The organism is Brevibacillus sp. NRS-1366, assembly GCF_050467985.1.
This window is the reverse complement of record NZ_JBITPN010000060.1, coordinates 47,299-66,955: the sequence shown is the minus strand read 5'-3', so window position 1 is coordinate 66,955 and position 19,657 is coordinate 47,299. Positions and strand designations below refer to the sequence as shown.

17 protein-coding genes are annotated in these 19,657 nt (G+C 50.4%); 5 read left to right on the top strand and 12 right to left on the bottom strand.

The window, feature by feature from the left end:
- Window positions 1-37: 37 nt before the first annotated feature.
- Window positions 38-1,303, top strand: coding sequence for an MFS transporter (locus ACIFQN_RS33030; protein WP_429837294.1), 1,266 nt, complete (start codon window positions 38-40; stop codon window positions 1,301-1,303).
- Here ACIFQN_RS33030 and ACIFQN_RS33025 read toward each other — a convergent pair.
- Both ACIFQN_RS33025 and racE read right to left on the bottom strand, forming a co-directional pair.
- A complete protein-coding gene (locus tag ACIFQN_RS33025; RefSeq protein WP_429837293.1) occupies window positions 1,300-2,352 on the bottom strand; it encodes a GerMN domain-containing protein in 1,053 nt (350 codons plus the stop codon). The two genes, ACIFQN_RS33030 and ACIFQN_RS33025, sit on opposite strands and share 4 nt — an antisense overlap.
- Window positions 2,353-2,449: 97 nt before the next feature.
- Window positions 2,450-3,262, bottom strand: a complete 813-nt coding sequence (gene racE, locus ACIFQN_RS33020; RefSeq protein WP_429837292.1) for a glutamate racemase — start codon at window positions 3,260-3,262, stop codon at window positions 2,450-2,452.
- 171 nt (window positions 3,263-3,433) lie between these two features.
- Between racE and ACIFQN_RS33015 the strand changes: the two genes are divergently transcribed.
- The gene (locus ACIFQN_RS33015; RefSeq protein ID WP_429837291.1) at window positions 3,434-4,489 is read left to right on the top strand and encodes a superoxide dismutase; all 1,056 of its coding nucleotides are present in this window, start codon (window positions 3,434-3,436) and stop codon (window positions 4,487-4,489) included.
- Window positions 4,490-4,580: 91 nt separating this feature from the next.
- Here ACIFQN_RS33015 and ACIFQN_RS33010 read toward each other — a convergent pair whose 3' ends face one another.
- Together ACIFQN_RS33010 and ACIFQN_RS33005 are read right to left on the bottom strand one after the other, a co-directional pair.
- Window positions 4,581-5,351, bottom strand: coding sequence for a putative protein N(5)-glutamine methyltransferase (locus ACIFQN_RS33010; RefSeq protein ID WP_429837290.1), 771 nt, complete (start codon window positions 5,349-5,351; stop codon window positions 4,581-4,583).
- 100 nt (window positions 5,352-5,451) lie between these two features.
- Window positions 5,452-6,357, bottom strand: a complete 906-nt coding sequence (locus ACIFQN_RS33005) for a PhzF family phenazine biosynthesis protein (RefSeq protein ID WP_429837289.1) — start codon at window positions 6,355-6,357, stop codon at window positions 5,452-5,454.
- Window positions 6,358-6,484: 127 nt separating this feature from the next.
- Here ACIFQN_RS33005 and ACIFQN_RS33000 point away from each other — a divergent pair, with 127 nt between their 5' ends.
- Entirely contained in the window at window positions 6,485-7,354 is an 870-nt protein-coding gene (locus ACIFQN_RS33000) for a LysR family transcriptional regulator (protein ID WP_429837288.1), read from the top strand.
- Window positions 7,355-7,416: 62 nt separating this feature from the next.
- The gene (locus tag ACIFQN_RS32995) at window positions 7,417-7,794 is read left to right on the top strand and encodes a DUF3899 domain-containing protein (RefSeq protein ID WP_429837287.1); all 378 of its coding nucleotides are present in this window, start codon (window positions 7,417-7,419) and stop codon (window positions 7,792-7,794) included.
- An 86-nt stretch (window positions 7,795-7,880) separates the two neighbouring features.
- On the opposite strand, the gene ACIFQN_RS32990 is transcribed toward ACIFQN_RS32995, so the two are convergent.
- The 8 genes from ACIFQN_RS32990 to ACIFQN_RS32955 form a co-directional block, all read right to left on the bottom strand.
- A complete protein-coding gene (locus ACIFQN_RS32990) occupies window positions 7,881-8,825 on the bottom strand; it encodes an ABC transporter ATP-binding protein (RefSeq protein ID WP_429837286.1) in 945 nt (314 codons plus the stop codon).
- The gene (locus ACIFQN_RS32985; RefSeq protein WP_429837285.1) at window positions 8,822-9,844 is read right to left on the bottom strand and encodes an ABC transporter ATP-binding protein; all 1,023 of its coding nucleotides are present in this window, start codon (window positions 9,842-9,844) and stop codon (window positions 8,822-8,824) included. Before ACIFQN_RS32985 ends, ACIFQN_RS32990 begins: the two co-directional genes overlap by 4 nt.
- A 60-nt stretch (window positions 9,845-9,904) precedes the next feature.
- A complete protein-coding gene (locus ACIFQN_RS32980) occupies window positions 9,905-10,840 on the bottom strand; it encodes an ABC transporter permease (RefSeq protein WP_429837360.1) in 936 nt (311 codons plus the stop codon).
- Window positions 10,841-10,849: 9 nt separating this feature from the next.
- On the bottom strand, window positions 10,850-11,782 hold the full coding sequence (locus ACIFQN_RS32975; protein WP_429837284.1) for an ABC transporter permease: 933 nt from the start codon (window positions 11,780-11,782) through the stop codon (window positions 10,850-10,852).
- 15 nt (window positions 11,783-11,797) lie between these two features.
- Entirely contained in the window at window positions 11,798-13,231 is a 1,434-nt protein-coding gene (gene pepV / locus ACIFQN_RS32970) for a dipeptidase PepV (protein WP_429837283.1), read from the bottom strand.
- Window positions 13,224-15,305 (bottom strand): sigma-54 interaction domain-containing protein, encoded by a 2,082-nt coding sequence (locus tag ACIFQN_RS32965; protein WP_429837282.1) that lies wholly within the window; start codon window positions 15,303-15,305, stop codon window positions 13,224-13,226. Before ACIFQN_RS32965 ends, pepV begins: the two co-directional genes overlap by 8 nt.
- Window positions 15,306-15,377: 72 nt before the next feature.
- Complete coding sequence (locus tag ACIFQN_RS32960) at window positions 15,378-17,042, bottom strand: peptide ABC transporter substrate-binding protein (protein ID WP_429837281.1); 1,665 nt, start codon at window positions 17,040-17,042, stop codon at window positions 15,378-15,380.
- Between the two features lie 69 nt (window positions 17,043-17,111).
- A complete protein-coding gene (locus tag ACIFQN_RS32955; protein WP_429837280.1) occupies window positions 17,112-18,137 on the bottom strand; it encodes an asparaginase in 1,026 nt (341 codons plus the stop codon).
- 386 nt (window positions 18,138-18,523) lie between these two features.
- Between ACIFQN_RS32955 and ACIFQN_RS32950 the strand changes: the two genes are divergently transcribed.
- Complete coding sequence (locus ACIFQN_RS32950) at window positions 18,524-19,642, top strand: deoxyribonuclease IV (protein ID WP_429837279.1); 1,119 nt, start codon at window positions 18,524-18,526, stop codon at window positions 19,640-19,642.
- Window positions 19,643-19,657 lie beyond the last annotated feature (15 nt).

Sequence of the window (19,657 nt, the reverse complement as noted above, 5' to 3'; positions counted from 1 at the left end):
TAATTAGATATTTAACTAATCAGAAGGTGATGAACTCATGAATCTCCATTCTTTGCTGTCAAAACCCAATTTGCGCAGGCTTTTATCCGCCAATCTGTTAAGTGGAATTGGCGACTGGTTTAACAGTGTAGCCGTTCTCAGCCTGCTGCTAGAAATCACAGGAACCGCCATGGCAGTCGGCATCACTCTTGCCCTGCGCACGCTGCCTCACTTGGTTTTCGGTCCTCTGGGAGGGATGCTTGCTGATCGCTTCAATCGCAAAGCTGTGATGATCGTTTGTGATTTGGCCCGGGGAGTCATCGCACTTATGTTTTTGTTTGTTGCCCGGGAAACGGATTTATGGATGGTTTATACGGGTACTTTTTTGCTTGTCGCCTTTTCTGCCCTGTACAATCCATCTCGTCTAGCCATCCTTCCACAGATTGTTTCACAAGATGAGCTCGCCGCTGCAAACGCTCTCGATCAAAGCGTTTTCGGCTTTGTTATGGCTGTCGGTTCCCTTATCGGCGGCATCTTCATCGCACTATGGGGTAACGATATCGCCTTTTTATACAACTCCCTTTCTTTTATTGCTTCTGCGCTCTTGCTCTTCCGTCTGAATGTCCCCCAAAAAAAGCATGAATGGGAAAAACAGAATGGTTCAATCGATTTCGAGCAAGATGTATCTTACAACAGTGTGCTTCAACTGATAAAAAAAACTCCCATCGTTTATGCGATCTTGCTGCTTACTGCTCTTTGGTCCATTGGCGGCGGAATCATTAATGTTTTGATCAGTGTATATGCTTATCAGGTATTTGATGCCGGAAAAATGGGGATTGGGCTTCTGTACGGGGCAATCGGGCTTGGTTTTATCATCGGGGGCTTGATTGCCCAGCGGCTCCACCGCTATCCGTATGAGATGGCTTCCATCGGGCTCGCAGTGGAAGGATTTACTTTTTTACTGACTAGTTTTTCCCCAACGATCTATGTGACAGCCGTTCTCTATGCGCTTTCGACCATTGCAGGCGGAATGGGAAATGCCAGCCTCAACACATTGCTCATGCGTCATGTCAATCCTCGCTACCATGGCCGCGTATTCGCGTTGGAGGCAACTCTGTCGAACATTCTCATCGGTTTATCCATGCTTGCAGGCGGCTGGCTCCTATCCATAGCTGATCCACGCATCGCAGGATTTGTCGCGGGCCTGTTTGTCACGGTGTTTTCTCTAGTAAAGGGACGCTCTATTTGGCAAGCCGCACGTGCTGACCAAGCAAAAAACCACGCTCGAGAAGACGGGCGTGGCCAAGAGACAATGGTGGATTAGAATTGCATCGAATTGAGCTGAATCGGACGACTCACGGGTTTGGAGTAATCGCCGTTCTCCAGTGGTTTTCCCTCCACCAGCAGTTGCACTCGCTTGGCTCCCGTGCTCTCGGTCAGCGAAAGGACGAGGGACTGCAATGCTTCCGGACTGGCTTCCTTTCCATCATCATACTTGAGGATGTCGCTCGTCAGGTTGACGGTAATCAGATCCTTTTCCTGTTTGACATCCAGCACACGAGTCGTACGGAGCAGAGAACTGAACAACTGGGAGCCTTGTTTCGGACCTTTGATCAGCTCCTCCACTGTCGCTTTTGCTACGTCGGGCGTTTCTGGAACGAGACGGGTGACGGGTACATAGTACGTACGGGCATCATCCAGTTGTCCCTGAAAGTAAACCGTGACAGTGGATGTATTTCCAGGGATAGCTCCATCCGCCAGCTCCAGATTGACGCCATGATCGCGATCAAGCTGCGTAATGGGCGTTTTGGCTGCTGGCATCTCCGTCAGCGGTGTTCCATTTACCCAGATTTGCACGGCCTTCACATTGGAAAACTCCGTCATCGTTCTGGTGACTGCGTCCAGAATTCGCTTTTCGTCTTTTTCGTCGTATGCTTTAAATTCTTTGGAAAAGTCGATTGTTGCCACACCATTTTTGATGAGCAAACCTTTTACCTCAGTCCCTTTCGGCAGTACGGCAGAGAATCCACCTTGCAACAGGCTCTCCACGGGTCCACCCTTCACCATGTAGCTGAGCGCCTGTTTCGCAAGGCCTTCGACTTTGGGAAGAGAGAGCGAAACGGGTACCACGTATCCGTTGGCATCCAAGAGGTAAACCGTTCGTTCTGACGACGCTTGAACTGCGGGTTCGGGCGCTTGCGTTGCCGCTCCTGAAGATGCCATTCCGCTTGTCACATCAGTTGCCACCTCTGACTGTGGTGGTGCATCGATACTGATTGTTTCCTTTTCCGGGCCAAAGAGACCGCAGCCCGATAACAGCATGGCGCTGACCCCCAGCACAGCCGTCATTTTGCCAATGTGTCTTTTCTTCATTTCCCCAGCCTCCTCCAGACACTTTGTACTACCATGTATACGAGCAGGGCTTGGGTTTATGCGTTGAAAGTTTGTCTGATGGCTGTGCTTGGGGTCCTTATGCCTCTACTGATTTTTCCAGCGAGTGGTACTCTACCTTTACCGGACAATCCAGCCATTCCTCAGCGATGGAGCGGAAGCGAAGTGCATCGCCGCTCGTCACAAATAAATGCTGCGGATGGCTGCTGAGTTGGCTATAAGTGTCGGGAATAATTTGTGTGGACAGCTCTCGTGCTGTTTCTTCGGCAGAGCTGATCAACCGCACCTGATCGCCCATGACCTCTTGAATGATCGGTGCCAAAAGGGGATAATGCGTGCACCCCAAAATCAGGGTGTCCAGATCTTCGCGAATCAGTGGTGCCAGCGTCTCTTTTACTACTTCTCTTGCCTTTTGGGAGTTCGCCTGATGATTTTCTACCAATGGCACAAAATCCGGGCAGGCCAATCCCGACACAAATAAATCCGGCCTTCCACGCAGCAAAGCACGCTCATACGCTTTCGTACGGATCGTGGTTTCTGTGCCGATGACTCCGATCCGGCCGCTTTTTGTTGCCTGGACAGCAGCCCTTGCGCCCGGCTCAATGACGCCAATGACCGGCAACGGCAAATAAGCCATCGCTTCTTCCAGTACGACAGCGGTTGCTGTATTACAGGCAATGACCAAAGCTTTTAGTGGTGTCTGCATCACAAAGTCAATCATTTGAAAGCTGAACGCGCGAATCTCCTCCGGTGACTTGGAGCCGTATGGACAACGTGCGTTATCTCCTACATATACGATCCGTTCCTCGGGCAGCTGACGTATGACTTCCTTGGCTACGGTTAATCCTCCCACTCCTGAATCAATTACGGCTATCGCGTATTCTCTACTCATGCAAATGTGTCTCCCTTGTTGTAATGAATATAGTACAGCATACCACTATGGCATTTGTGCTACTACCATATGCGGAGCCTAAATTTCTTGTACTCCGCGAATGCCGCACCTTCTCTGGGCTCCTGTCATAGGTTGTGAAAGGGATTTGACCGTATGAAGGAGGAGCCTAAATTGGATGAGCAAACGAAGCATTTACTGGATTGGAGCCAGTGGGGCCGCCAATGGATCGAGCACCTGCGAAAAAGCAAACCACTCAATCGAGAGCTGGAACGTCATTTGCACAAATTCGAAGAAACGTTTACACAGATCGGGAGAAAAGCTTCTCAGCTCGAGACCACCCCGCATTCAGAAGAGCTGCCCATGCTGATCTCAAAAGCAGAGGAGGTACAAAAACAATTTCATCGCTTTTTACGCTTGGCTCAATTAAACGAGGAAGAGCTTCAGGAGGAAAACGCCGTTATAAGCGAGGGTGAAAATATTCAAGAGACGCAGAAGACCCAAATGGAAGAACAAATTCTTGAGACAATCACTGATGCTACTGTCTCCATCCCTATGCCCATCTCCTATCCAGCCGCTCGCGAGCCCGTACGAGTCGCTCGTCCTGTCGCGATCGGTCGGCATACTCTTCCGCCTTTGCCTTACGCGTACAATTCACTGGAGCCTTATATTGACGAACTGACGATGCAGATTCACCATGACAAACTGCATCAAAAGTACGTAGACGACCTCAATAAAGCGGAACGCAAACTGGCAGAGGCCCGCAGCACCGGTAATTTCGAGCTCGTCCGGCACTGGGAACGCGAGCTTGCCTTTAACGGAGCAGGTCATTACCTGCACACCATTTTCTGGCCTTCCATGACCCCGAATGGCGGTGGCGAACCAACAGGAGAACTGGCTGAAGCAATCAATCGTTACTTCGGTTCCTTTTCGGCTTTTAAAAAGCATTTTAGCCAAGCAGCCGAAAAAGTGGAAGGGCCTGGTTGGGCGATTCTCGTCTGGGCGCCTCGTGCACACCACCTAGAAATTCTGACCGCCGAAAAACACCAAAATCTATCGCAATGGGATGTCATCCCTATTCTCGTTCTTGATGTTTGGGAGCATGCTTATTTTCTTGCGTACCAAAACGAGCGCGATAAATATGTAGAGGGCTGGTGGAATATCGTTAATTGGCCCTATGTAGAAGAGCGATTCAAGCAGGCACGCAAGCTGCGCTGGGAGCCGCATTGAAAAAGGATAGCACCCCCTCGATCGCCCTGTTTGCCTGAGGAGGGGGTGTGGGTTTACTTTCTGTGCTTTCTCAGGCTGAGCGGCACGAACATTACGGCATAGTTCCGATCACGACAGTAGCTTCCATTTCGTCGGAGGTGACGACCCATGCTGTCAGCCCGCTGTGAGCAAAAATTTCCATAGTCTGCGTCGCCTGCCTCTCGCTAGTTTCGACCAGCAGGTGACCACCCGGTGCCAGCCAGAGCCTCGCCGCTTGCGCCACCCGGCGCTGGACGTCAAGCCCATCTGCGCCACCGTCGAGCGCTTCACGCGCCTCGTATATACGAGCTTCCGGAGGTAATAGTCCGATCGCGAGTGTAGGTACATAGGGTGTATTTGCGACGAGAATATCGACATGTCCTCTCAGCCTGGCGGGGAGTGGTTCATAGAGGTCTCCTTCGTATACGTGACCACCAGAGGCAATGACGTTGCGCCGGGCACATCGTACCGCTACAGGATCTATGTCAGCGGCGTGCAACTCGACCTGTTCCGGGACAGCAGCTAGTGCTGCGCCAACCGCGCCTGATCCGCAGCACAGGTCCACGACGACGGCTCTATGCCGGATAAGCGCAGCCGCTTGACTGACTAGAAACTCGGTGCGGCGGCGTGGTACAAAGACTCCCAGATCGACCTCAATCCGCACACCACAGAACTCCGCCCAGCCGACGACGTGTTCGAGAGGCAGTCCAGCTACCCGTCGATCCACCATGGCGGCGAGATGGGCCGGCGTCCGTGCCTCAGAGACGAGCAACTGCGCCTCTTCTTCAGCGAAAACACAGCCGGCTTCCCGAAGTTTCGTGACAATTAGAGATACATGTTCCAAATATCCCCCTCGTTCCTCTTTTGAAATCTATCTGAGTGCACATTTCCTACTTTCTATTATCCCCTTGCAATTGGTAGACCGCAAATGTAGCGAGTACTCATCACTTTGCTGATACACGCAACTGACCCGCTATCGTCACATGCGCTTCGCCTGCGACATGAATGACAGGGTCTTTTGAAGAAGTCTCTACCGTTATATACAATGTTCCCGGACGACTGATAGCGTGCCCTTGCCCGACTACTAGGTGATGCTTCTCCCCTACCGGCAGCAGTTTCTCCAACGCTAGATAGCCCGCTAAAGCCCCGTTGGCAGCCCCAGTCACCGGATCTTCCGGAATCCCAATAGCAGGTGCGAAATCACGGGTATACAGATCGTAACCTTCCTGTGCATCCCATGTAAACAGATGAGTGGTTGTAATTCGGTGTTCTCTATTCATTGCCCCCAATTCAGATTGTAGCGGGATTGCCTGATCTATCGCTGCTCGGGTGCGGACAGGGACAAGCAGATGCAATCCGCCAGTAGAAGCCAGCTTTATCGGATATCGATCATCTATATCTTTTGTTTGTATCCCGACCATCCGCGCTACCTCTACTGGGTTCAAGTCAATTTCCTTGACCGAGGGAGTAATTTGAGTCATCTGCACCCTTTTCAATTTTCCGTCCTCTGTTTCCAATTGAACCGGAATCAATCCTACATTCGTCTCAAAAACGATGCGCCGGCCTTTTTCCAGCCACCCAAGCTCTGTTGCCAAGAGCCAGGAAGACCCTACTGTGGCATGGCCACAAAAGTCGATTTCGACTGTCGGCGAAAAATACCGAATGCGAAAATCTGCTTCGGGATGGACCGACGGCATCAAAAAAGCGGATTCAGGAAGGTTCAATTCATTGGCAATCTGCTGCATTTGCGGTAAAGTCAAATTACGAGCATCCGGGATGACACCTGCGGGATTCCCGGCAAAGGGGTCTTTCGTAAAGGCATCTACATGGTACACGCTCACAGCATTCATAAATTCCTCTCCTTTGTAATTCGATTGGATCTCTTGTTATTTCTAATCATAAATACAAGAACATTCCAAGTAAACTGAAGGTTTCGCATGCTTAACATGATAAAAATTTCATGGAAGGACAAGGCCAATGACTTTATTTCAAATGGAAGTGCTTGTTGCCGTCACCGAAAGCGGCAGCTTCACTAGGGCAGGGGAAAAAATCGGATTGAGTCAATCAGGAGTCAGCCATACCATCAGTGCTCTAGAAAAAGAGCTCGGGATCTTTTTATTCGTCCGAAATCGCAGCGGGGTAAAGCTGACAGCAGCAGGCGAAGAGGTGACCGCCTCTGCCCGGACCATTTTAGAACAAACAGCGCTAATCAAAAAAGTTGCAGCGCAAACTACCGGCCTTCAACAAGCAACCATCCGAATCGGCTCTTTTCCCAGTGTGACAGCCAACCTCCTGCCACAGTTACTGAAGTCTTTCCACACCCTCTACCCCCAAATGGAGATGAGACTGTTTGAAGGCTCCTACCAAGAAATCAAACAATGGCTCCACACCGGAGTCGTGGATGTTGGCTTTCATGTCTGGCCCGAAGACGGATTGGAAGGAGTCATGCTCAAGAATGACTCCTTGAAGGCTGTGCTTCCGATTGACCATCCGCTCGCAAAGGAATCTTTCCTTACTTTAAAGCAGCTAGCTGGTGAACCATTCATCATGCCAATGGCAGGCTGTGAATTGCTGATTGGGGCCGAATTTCTTAGGAGCGGATTACAGCCGCAAACAATGTTTGAGGTCGCAGATAATGCCACGATTCTTGCGATGGTGGAAGCAGGCGTTGGAGTGACAGTGATCCCCACCCTCACCCTGCCCACATCCCTGCGCAAAGTTGCTGTTCTTGACCTCTCTCCGCCTTTGTCCAGGCAGATCGGATTAGCTGTTCGTTCTCTTACCGAAGCCTCCCCCGCTGTGCTCGCTTTTTTACGGGAGGCACAGCGCATCGCTGCTGATTTGTAAAAAAACTTTTATACGATGAATTACTTAAACCTCTCTATGATAGAAAAGGACGTGTTTTATACGTGAGAAAATGGATGACTATCCTACTAGCAATCACAGTCATTTCCAGCATCCTATTAGGAATGAATCTTCAACCTGTCGTGTTGTTATCCATCATTAACAAGAGCTTTTTTACAGGTCTTCTATTATTGATGGCAGGCTGCCTAGCACTTGTCGTCAGATCTGGTTTTTTCATTGTATTCCTGCGCGGATTTAAGCAACTGAAAGAATTGTTTTTCCGAAAGCCCCGCATGATAAAGGACGATATGTTCCAATTAGAAGATCCCACTTTTCAGCAAAATAAGGAAACACTCGCTCGATTCGGAACATATTTACTCGTTACAATAGGCGCTTGTTTCATTTTGTTCTCCCTAGTACTTACCTGCTTCTTTTATTTATAAGCTGATTGCGGGCATGAGTGATCTACTTATCAAAAAAGACGTTCCCACTTCGGGAACGTCTTTTTCATGAATCGCAATTGATTTGACTAAATCACGTGACACGCGACCCAGTGCCCGGCCTCTGCCTCCTGCCAAACAGGCTCTTCCTCCGCGCAGCGAGCTGTCGCCAGCGGACAACGAGTGCGAAAACCGCAGCCGCTAGGTTTATTGGCCGGACTCGGCAAATCACCTTGAAGGACGATACGCTCCCTCTTTACAGTCGGATCTGGCACGGGTACAGAAGAAAGCAAGGCACGGGTATACGGATGGAGCGGGCGGGCGTACAGCTCGTTGCTTGTTGCCAGCTCCACCATTTTGCCTAAATACATCACACCGATGCGGTTGGAGATGTGCTTGACCATGGATAAATCGTGGGCGATGAACAAATAGGTTAAACCGCGATCCTGTTGCAGATCTTCCAACAAGTTCACCACTTGCGCCTGGATAGAAACGTCGAGCGCCGAGATCGGCTCGTCCGCAATGATGAATTCCGGCTCTACGGCCAGCGCCCGTGCAATCCCGATCCGCTGCCTCTGTCCGCCACTGAATTCATGTGGAAAACGCTGCGCATGATCCCTGTGCAAGCCCACCAGTTGTAATAGCTCTGCCACACGCTCCCGACGCGCCCCCCTGCCGAGTCCATGAATATCGAGCCCTTCTGCAATAATGTCTTCTACCGTCATCCGTGGATTGAGACTGGCCTGCGGGTCCTGGAAAATCATCTGCACATCACGATTAAACTGACTGACTTCCTTTCCGCGCAGCTTGTGAACATTCTTTCCTTTAAACAGGACGTCCCCAGCAGTATTCTCGTACAGGCGGATGATTGTACGCCCCAGGGTCGACTTGCCGCAGCCGCTTTCGCCAACCAATCCGAGCGTTTCTCCTTTTTGAATGGTAAAGGAAACACCGTCTACCGCCTTGAGGTCAAAATCTTGTCCGATCGAAAAGTATTTCTTTAAATCACGGACTTCCAAGAGTGCTTCTGTCATACTCCCTGCCTCCCTACAGCAACCAGTTCCTCGATGCGAGGTGCTCGCGAATCGTGCAGCCAGCATGCCGCCTGATGTCCCTGCTCGAAGCTACTCGTCACGGGCATTTGCTGATCGCAGATTTCCATGGCAAAATCACAACGCGCGGCGAACGGGCAGCCTTTTGGCGGATGAAACAAGTCAGGAGGTGTTCCTTCAATCGGGACTAACCGTTGCTTCTCACCCTCATCGAGACGCGGCAGTGAGCGCATGAGTCCCCATGTATACGGATGACGAGGGTTGGCAAAGACATCTTCGACTGTGCCCGTCTCCACGACCATACCTGCGTACATCACGACCATCCGGTGAGCAATCTCGGCCACTACACCCAGATCATGCGTAATGATAACGACGGATAGCTCCTGCTCTTCTTGCAGGCGTTTCAAAAGGTCGAGGATTTGTGCCTGGATCGTTACGTCGAGCGCAGTTGTCGGTTCGTCTGCAATCACCAGCTTGGGCTGACATGCGAGAGCGATAGCAATGACCACGCGCTGACGCATTCCACCGCTAAATTGGTGAGGATACTGGTCTACCCGTTGTTCTGGATCAGGAATACCTACCAGCTTGAGCATCTCGATAGCTCTTTTGCGCGCTTCTTCCCTCGTCACCTTTTGACTGCGGACAAAGCCCTCGACAATCTGCGTTCCTACCTTCATCGTCGGATTCAGCGCAGTCATCGGATCCTGAAAAACCATCCCGATCTGCGTCCCGCGAATCCCCAGTAATTCTTTCTTTGGCAGCTGACTAATTTCTTCCCCTTCGAAAACGACCTTGCCGCCGACAATCTTCCCGGGAGGATTCGGAATGAGGCCCATGATCGCCTGAGCGGTCACACTCTTTCCACAGCCGCTCTCTCCCACGATCGCGACCGTCTCCCCCTTGTCCACATGAAAGGAGACACCGCGCACAGCCTGGACTTCGCCGCCGTATGTCTTGAAGTTTACTTTCAAATTTTCAATTTCCAGCAAATGCGGTTTCATCGCCATTTCTCCCCTCTTCTCTAGCCGCACAAGTGCGTCTCTCGTCACCCTTGTGCGTCTTTAGTCGCGCAGGCGCGGATCCAGAGCATCCTGCAGGCCGTCGCCGAATACGTTAAAGGCAAACATCGTCAGTGAAATCATCAATGCGGGGAAGAACAGACGCCACCAATCACCGGTCAAAATAACGCCAAGACCGTCGTTTGTCATCGTCCCCCAGCTCGCTACCGGCGCTTGTACACCTAACCCCAAGAAGCTCAGGAACGACTCCGCAAAGATTGCAGAAGGAATCGTAAAAGTCAGATTCACGATAATGACGCCGAATGTGTTTGGAATCAAATGCTTGAGCAAAATCCGTGTGAATTTTGCACCGAGCACTTGGGCAGCCAAGATAAATTCCTGGTTCTTCAGTTGCAAAATCTGTCCACGCACCAACCGGGCCATTCCAACCCAGCCTGTGGCTGACAAAGCGATAATAATCGTAAGCATTCCTGGCTCCATGACCACCATCAACAAAATGACGACCAACAGATACGGAAGTCCATACAACACTTCAATCACACGCATAATGATCGTATCGATGCGGTCCCCACGCTTGCCGCGCCCTGCCATGTAACCGGCGATCCCACCGACAGTCACACCAATCACCAGGTCGATCAAGGCTGCTACCACACCGATCGTCAATGAAATTCGCGCCCCGTACCACGTACGCGCAAACATGTCACGCCCCAGTTCATCTGTCCCGAACCAATGCTCGGAGGATAACTCCTGATTTTTTGTCAGCAGACTTTGGTCCGAATAGCTGTACGGAACGAGACTCGGACCAATAATGGCCATTCCCACCAGCATGATGATAATGACCAGTCCTAACATTGCCAATTTATTTTTGATCAGCTTACGAATGACTTGCTGCCCATTGCTGAGACTCGGCCGAGAAATGACATTGGCCTGCACATTTTTGCTCAACGGGCGAAATAACGGGTCAATTCTTGGTTCCATCGCCACAGTTTATCTCTCCTTGTTGGTCAGCTTGATCCGCGGGTCAATTAGGGTGTACGCGATATCAATCAAAAAGATCGTCACAATCAGAATCGCGCTGTAAAAAATAGTTGTACCCAGAATCACCGGATAGTCACGATTGAAAATCCCATCAACGAAGTACTTCCCGATACCAGGAATCGCAAAGATTTTTTCGACGACAAAGGTCCCTGTAATCAAGGAAGCGATCAGTGGCCCCAGGAAGGTGACAACCGGTAGAATCGCGTTGCGAATACCGTGGCGGATGACGATGATCCACATCGGAATGCCCTTTGCCTCTGCCGTACGGATATAATTCTGATTCATGACTTCAATCATGCTTGCACGCATATATCGCGTGATTATTGCCACTGGGCCAAAAGCCAGGGCCAGAGATGGCAGAACTGTATGCATCCACGTACCCCATGTGGCTACTGGAAAAATGGTTAGTTTGATTGCAAAGTAGTTGATCAAAAGCGGTGCCATGATGAAGCTGGGAATCGCAACCCCCATAACAGCGAGTGCCATCGCTACATAGTCCAGCCATTTGTTGCGATTGAGCGCGGCAATAATTCCGAACAAAATACCAAACACCAATGCAATCCCAATCGCTTGAGCCCCCAACCAAGCGGAAGCGCTAAAACCATCAGAGATCATGTCATTGACCCCGCGCGAATCGGATTTAATGGATGGTCCCAGATCGAACATAAGCAAATTTTTCAAATAAAGCACGTATTGGACGGGCAGCGGTTGGTCCAAATTGTATTTCGCTCGCAGGTTGTTGAGAATTTGCTCCGGCAACTGATCTGATTCAGAGGCAAATGGGTTACCGGGGATCGCATGCATCAAGGAAAACGTCAGCGTCACAATGATCCAGAGCGTGACGATCATCATCAAAACACGTTTTACCAGATAGTTTGACATCGAAGTCCTCCTTGTTTACTTAGCCAGCTCGTAGATCGCATGGGCATAGATCGCCATCGCACGCAGCAGGTCATCAATCTCAGCGTATTCGTCAGTTAAATGAGCGGTAGATTCTTTGCCTGGGAAAAGCGGTCCAAAAGCCACACCAGAGCTCATGATCTTGGCGTACGTCGCACCACCGGAAGAAAGCAGATTCGCTGGCAGTCCGGTATGCTCCTCATAAACACGAGACAATGTTTCAATCACCGGATGATCTTTTGGAACATAATGCGACTTAGAGGTTCGCAGATTGGAGATCGTCCAGCCCAGCTCGTCCACACGCCGCTCCAGTTTTTCCACATACTCCTGGCAGGAAATGGTCGCCGGATAGCGGATATTCAAGCGGACACTGCCTCCTTCGCTTTGGCTGTAGCGCAAAATCCCCGCATTGACCGTCAGCTTGCCCGATACCTCGTCCTCACAGGCCATGTGCAGCCGTTCGGCGTAATGATCCTCGTGCAAGATGTCGGAGAGGAGAGAAAGAAACGAATACTCGGATGCTTCAAACGAGAACGCTTTCAAAAAACGGGCTAAGAGCGTGCCGGCATTCACCCCGCGATGAGGCTCCATGCCATGTGCTGGTTTCCCCGCCAAAGAAAATCGCACCTGTCCTGGCTCTGTTTGTTCCACCTGTCCTGTTGTCTGGTGTACCTGAAGATACGTCTCCCACTGTTTGGCAACCTCTTGGAGAACGGTCTCGTCCTGCGCCGAATCCCCCACGTCAATGATTGCAGTCGCTTTGTCCGGAACGCTGTTGCCCTGATCCCCTGAGACGAAAGATACTAGCCGCCAGCCATCGAATGTTTCCGCAGGTGAGCTGGGGGCGATCGTCAGTGTCGGATTGATTTGTCCTTTTTCGGCATGGGTCATCGGGAACGAAGAGTCCGGTGAAAAACCGACCTGCGGTACCTGATCGTGCTCGGCAAAATATTTCATGCAGAGCCATCCACTCTCCTCATCTGTGCCAATGATGAGGCGAACGCGCTTTCGAAGCGGCAGCCCCGAGTCCTTCACCATTTTCAAAGCATAGTAGGCGGCAAGCGCTGGTCCCTTGTCGTCGATCGCGCCGCGCGCATAGATTTTCCCATCCCGGATATCCGGTTCAAAAGGAGGTGTGGTCCAGCCTTCTCCTACTGTCACGACATCGATGTGAACGAGAACGCCGATCTCTTCCTCTCCGTCCCCGTACTCGATCGTTCCAGCATACCCCTGTAGATTCTTCGTTTGAAATCCAGCTCGTTCACCGCGCTCCAGCATCGCTGTGAGCGCTTCTGCTACCCCTTTGCCAAAAGGCTTGCCGTCTGTTGCTGTCGACATGTCTTCGATGCTGTTGATCGACAGAAACGATATCAGATCAGCCACATACGCGTCTTTTTGCGAAAGCGCCCGCTGCTTCCAATAATCACTCATGCAATCCTCCTCCTCCTTTTGTCCGATGAAAACAGGTGAGAAAAGCTTCTCCTTTGGAAGAAATCTGACTTCCTTGTCTTCCTTTGCCTACATGAATCAGTTCATCCTGCTGCAACAGCTTTAAACGATAGCGGAGCTGTTGGGGTGACATCACAAGTCCAGTCTGCTGCAACTGCTCCTGCAAGACATATCTTCCGGTGCCGCCCTGTTTTAGCTTCTGTAATATGGAAATTACTTCTTTAAGGAATCCTCGTTTCTCATACTCGGCGCGGATCGCATCGCATTCGTCTGAGAGACCTTCTTCTGCCAGCGGCGACTCCAGCTCCTCGCGCAGAAACGGCAGATGGTACACATAGGCCTCTTCCTCCACCACATGCGCCAAATACTCCACCACATTTTCCAGCTCGCGAATGTTGCCGGGCCAATCGTAGCGCTCCATCGCTTTGAACGCTTCACTCGTCAGCGTGAATGGAGGACGACGCAAATCAAACGAGTATTTTTTTATAAATTGCTGGACCAGCCAGCCGATGTCTTCCCGGCGGTTTCTGAGAGGTGGCAGATGGATCGGCAATATGTTCAAGCGATAGTAAAGGTCAGCCCGGAAAGAACCTTCGCGTACCATGTGCTGCAGATCCTGATTCGTAGCTGCGATAACGCGGATATCTGTCGGAATCACTTTATTGCCACCGACCCGCATGATCTGCCGCTCCTGCAGTACCCGCAGCAGTCGGTTTTGAATCGCTCCACTGGCATCGCCGATCTCATCGAGAAAAATCGTGCCTTTGTGAGCCAGCTCGAACCAGCCCATATGCCCACCTTTTCGCGCACCGGTAAAGGCTCCTTCCTCGTAACCGAACAATTCGCTCTCCAGCAGCGTTTCGGAGATGGCTGCAAAGTTGACGCCAACAAACGGCTCACGCCGACGCGGCGAGGCATTGTGGATAGCCTGGGCGAGCAATTCCTTTCCTGTCCCTGTCTCTCCGAGCAAAAGCACAGTGGAATTACTTCGGGCAATCTTTCTGGCAATCTGAATGACTTTTTGAAAGGAAACACTTTCTCCGTAAATGTCTTCGAACTGGTACTTGGCTACCAAACCCTTGCTGTAGAGACGCAAGCGATAGTCATGCTCCAGCTTTTCAATTTCAGCCGCCTTGCGAAACAGAAGCAAGCTCCCGAGAAAACTGCCTTCCATGACAATGTGCATTTTGCGGAAAAAGTAGGTTTTGTTCGCCCAATCTACCAAAATATCCTCATTTTCTTCGCATTGCGAAATCAATTCGTAGAAGTCCTTTGGCAGACAATTTGCCGAGCTTTCCCCAACTACACTGCTTCCTGCCAGATTGAGAGTATCAATTGCCTTCTGATTGACAAACTGGATCTTCTCGTTTTCATCAAAGGCAATGACGGCGTCCTCAATCCGGTTGACAATGGACTCTAAGTATTGGCCCAATAAGTGGGCATGTTTGATCTCGTGATTCAACTCTTTCGTAATGTAAATCAGGGATTGCATAGCCCGTGCTGTCACACGCTGAAAATTGCCGCTGTTAAAATGGGCGTAAATCGCAAGCCAGGTAGACAAGTCGATACTGCGAAATCCGATATCCACTACTTTGCGAATATGGAGAGGCACATGCTCTGGCTCTCCGGGGGTGACAGCCACCTCGATATCTGGCGGATACGAGGCACCTGGATAATACGGGTAAACATCAAAGTCGATTCCCGATGCCCGCAGAAGCTCTACGTTTTCAAGCGCCGTCTCTTCTGTATCACTTACCAGCAGCACCTTGACTCCTTTAGGAATCTCCAGCACACCCCGCAGATTGTGGTAAGGCAGCATCCGCTTCGCCACAATCATGCTTGAGCCAGAAGGCAAATAAGGCTCTACTTGCGAAACGATGCTATTCGTTGAAAGAACAACCAAGGCACCCTGGGTAATCGGACGAAACGGCAATTGATCTACCCGGATTGCCTCAATATGAATATCCTCCGAAACCCCTAATTCATGGCACTGACTGACGACTGACTGTAAAAATTCATCCATTTTTGCAACAAATGTTACTGTTTTTTTCTCCATCTCACTCGCTCCAGGATGTAAAGTGAAGACAAGAGCTTTCTATAAGCACAGCTCTTGTCTTCATTTATCTTACTATTTTTTGCCGATCTCCACCCATTTGAAGTCGAGTGTTCCTACAGGGTGACGAATGATGCCTTTTACGTTTGGCTGATCCATGAATACTTTTGTCATAAAGTAGATCGGAACGAGCGGCATATCATCCATGAAAATCTTCTCTGCGTCATGCATCAATTTGAAGCGTTCTGTCTCATCTGCGGTGTTGCGGATTTTTTCGACCAATCCGTCGTACTCTTTGTTGCTGTAGTTGATCCGGTTTCCTGGATGATCGGTTACATAAAGCTCCAGGAAGTTGATCGGGTCGCCATAGTCTGCTGGAATAGTCGAGCGGGAGAACTGCAAATTACGAGCTCGCTGGTCAGCCAGGAACACTTTCCATTCCTTGTTTTCCAGCTTTACATCTACACCCAGGTTTTTCTTGTACATTTCCTGCAGTACTTGTGCGATCGACTTATGCGCATCGCTCGTATTGTAGGTCATGGTTACCGGCGGTAGGGTCGTCCAGCCTTCCTCTTCCATTCCCTTTTTCAGCAGGGCTTTTGCTTGCTCGATGTCGTTATCCTTGATGAAATCCCCGCCCTTTTCGCGGAAATCTCCGCCGGTCGGCTCTGGGAAGCCGGTCGGTATGTGAGCCAATGCCGGAGACTGTTTGCCTTGCACCACGTTATCGATCAACGATTGGCGATCGATGGCGAGGGCAAACGCCTTGCGGATGTTGACATTGTTAAATGGCGGCATTTTGGTATTCATGCGATAGTAGTAAATCGATGCTTCCGGTTCTACTTTGGCTTCACCGGAGTCAATCAGCTTCTTTTTCATGTCGTTCGGCACGGTTTGCACCATGTCGAGCTGACCTGTTTTATACATTTGATACTGGGTATTTTCATCATTGACCATGACCCAGTCGATTCCGGCATACTTAACAGAATCCTTGTCCCAATAGCCATCGTTCTTGACGACCTTGACAGATTGATCGTGCACCCAATCCTGCATTTTGAAAGGACCGTTGGTTACGAGGCTGGAAGCATTCTCTGCCCATTTCGGATTGCTCTCGGCGACCTTTTTATTTACAGGGAAGAAAGTCGCCTGGGTGAGGATGTGCAGGAAGAAGCCTGCCGGTGCTTTGAGCTTCACTTCCAACGTCTTGTCATCAATCGCCTTCACCAAAACGCCATCTGCGCTTCCTTTGCCCGTGTTGTACTCTTCCGCGCCAGCGATGTAGTACGCGAGAAAAGCGGAAGGGAATGCATTGTTCGGATCGAGGATGCGCTTGAAGGCAAACTCAAAATCTTGGGCGGTCACCGGATCTCCGTTGGACCATTTGCTGTCACGCAGTGTGAACGTGTAGGTTTTGCCATCTTCGCTCACTGTCCATTTTTCTGCCATAGCCGGTTGTGGCTTATGATCCTTGTCCAGACGTGCCAAGCCTTCCATGGTGGCGTTCAACACTTCATTGGATGTACTGTCAAAGCCTTTTGGCGGATCAAGAGAAGGTGGTTCCGTCTTCAAATTGAGCTTGAGCATTGCCGCCATATCAGCTTGTCCACCATCTGCTTGCGGCGACTGTCCTGTGGCTGCCCCTGGTTGTGTTGGAGCTGCTGATTGGCTACAGCCTGTTACTGTCAGAACAGCTGCCAAAGCAGCCGAGCTGAGCAGCTTCCACCCTTTTTGCAACTTCATGAAATAATGACCCCCTTTGTCTTTGTGAAGGAATGGTTATAGATAAACGGCTCCCGGGTGAGATGCCATTTATGCACGCAGGGAATGATTCTCTGGCTGGAGAGTAAACGCAGCCTCGATGCGGCCAACGACTGTGCCGCTCATGTTCGTAATCTCTGGATTGGTGTATTCCGCAAGATTTTTCAATGGTCCGTCGATCCCGATTCCTAGCTGGCGAAGCACCTCATTTACGACGAGGTTGATAGCACGTGCTCCTCCGTCTTCGATCTTCACTGCAATGCCAAGCCCCGTCTCGCGGTCACCCAAGCAGTACACGGATTCAGCACCCGCTTTCCCTACAATCCTGCCACCGAAGGCACTCATCAGGTCTGTACAATATCGGTTATTTCCCCCTACCATTTCGGGGTGGGTGGTCATTGCATCCGTGATACGCTTTACCGCTTGTTGGCGCTTCTGACTGGAAATGACCTCTGGTTTAGCCAGCTTGGCAAAAGCCCAGGCGTAGTTGGCAAGCGGCAATTGATGTACCGGCACCCCACAACCGTCTGTCCCCATGTAAATTTTTTCTTTTGGGTAACCCGTCATATCTTCCACGACCTCGAGAATCCGCTGTTGAACGGGATGCTCTGGCAAGTGATACGTAGCAACATCTTCCCCCATGTACGTCGCCGTGGCGATCATTCCGGAGTGCTTACCTGAACAGTTGCTGTAAACAGGCGTGAGCGGCTTACCCTCGCGGATCAACTGCTTGTAGCTCTCTTCATCACGGGGAACGTGGGTACCGCATTGCAGTACTTCTTCGGGCTGTCCAGCGCGCTCAAGCATTCCCATCGCCCGTGATCGATGCCGCGGCTCTCCGCTGTGAGAGGCACAGCAAAGGGATAAGTCAGCAGGCTCGAGATGATAGTGATCGGCAGTTCCGGTTTCCACGACAGGAATGGCCTGCATCGGTTTCATGCTGGAGCGCGCATACGTAGGGCGATGCGGATCTCCGTATGAATAAAGCAGTGTACCGTCCGAATTGACGACAGCGATGTGACCGAGATGAGAGCTCTCTATCTTTTCTCCTCGGTATACGTTAGCTACCACGTTCATAAGTAGTCTCCTTTTGATTGCGAATATTGGAATGTTTGTACTTTTCTACAGTAGCAAATGTCGTGCCAACAATAGGAAATATCCCATAACGGTGAATTTTCTGCCGATTAACAAAGGAAAACAAGTAACTCACTACCCCTTACAGCTATTAATAGGTTGTCCTATTATAATTAATAGGTTGTTCTATTCTCGCAATAGGTTTATCTTTCTTTTCTCAGACATAGAAGTACCCCTTTTTCTCGTCATTTGCAGAAAATAGGGGTAGCAATATACACAGCCGCTCTTCCCATTGGACGAAACGGGAATCTTGCGTTACTTTTATAGATAGAGATATTGCGCTTGGAACACTGCCTACATTTTTTGAGAAGAAAGAGGGAATACAATCTATGTTAAAAATAGGTTCACACGTATCTTTCTCAGGTAAAGGACTTCTGAATGCCGCCCAAGAAGCTACTTCCTATGGCTCAAGTACATTCATGATCTATACTGGAGCACCGCAAAATACACGCCGCAAACCGATTGAAGACCAATTCATTTCAGAGGGCAAAGAAATCATGGTCAAGCATGACATCGGTGAAATCGTCGTCCATGCGCCTTACATCATTAATCTAGGCTCTTATAAAGAAGACACCTTCGAGCTTGCCGTTCGCTTCTTGCAAGAAGAAATTCGCCGCACGGATTACCTCGGCGTGAAAAACATCGTTCTCCATCCGGGCGCGTACACCGATAAAGATGCGGAATACGGCGTTGCGCGAATCGCGGAAGGGCTGAACGAAGTGCTTGCCGGTGTCAAGGCCACGGATGTGAACATCGCCCTGGAAACCATGGCTGGCAAAGGGACAGAAATTGGCCGTACCTTCGAAGAGCTCGCTGACATCATGGATAAAGTAGAGGACAATGGAAAACTGAAAGTATGTATGGATACATGCCACATTCACGATGCTGGCTACGATATCGTCAACGACTTCGATGGCGTGCTTGAGCAGTTCGATAAGATCATCGGTCTGGATCGATTGTCGGTCGTACACCTAAACGACAGCAAAAACTTCCGTGCAGCCGGCAAGGACCGTCACGCGCCTGTAGGTGCCGGACTGATTGGCTACGACGCGATGAAATACATCGTAGAACACGATAAAATTCGTCATTTGCCCCTCGTTCTAGAGACACCTTGGATCTCTAAGGAAAAAGGCAATGAGCGCCCGATGTATGAAGCTGAGATTGCTTTGCTTCGCGGGAATGTAGAGAGCCGGTTCGGCAGCGATTTTCTCGATCATGTAGAGCAGTTGGAGTTCTTTTTCCGAAAAGCTGAGGTGGACCGACGCCAGTTTGTCGTAGACACGTGGGAGTTGCTAAAGAACGACGCCAAAGCGAAGAAAGCGGACGGCCGCGAGCCACTGGAACGTCTGTACGACATGGTTGTGGATGCCAAGCTGTTTGAGGATTTGAGTGAAGAGCAGATCAACCATCGGATTACCGCATGGTTCGCTGGCAAAAAAGCGTTTTAATCTATTTGAATTAGC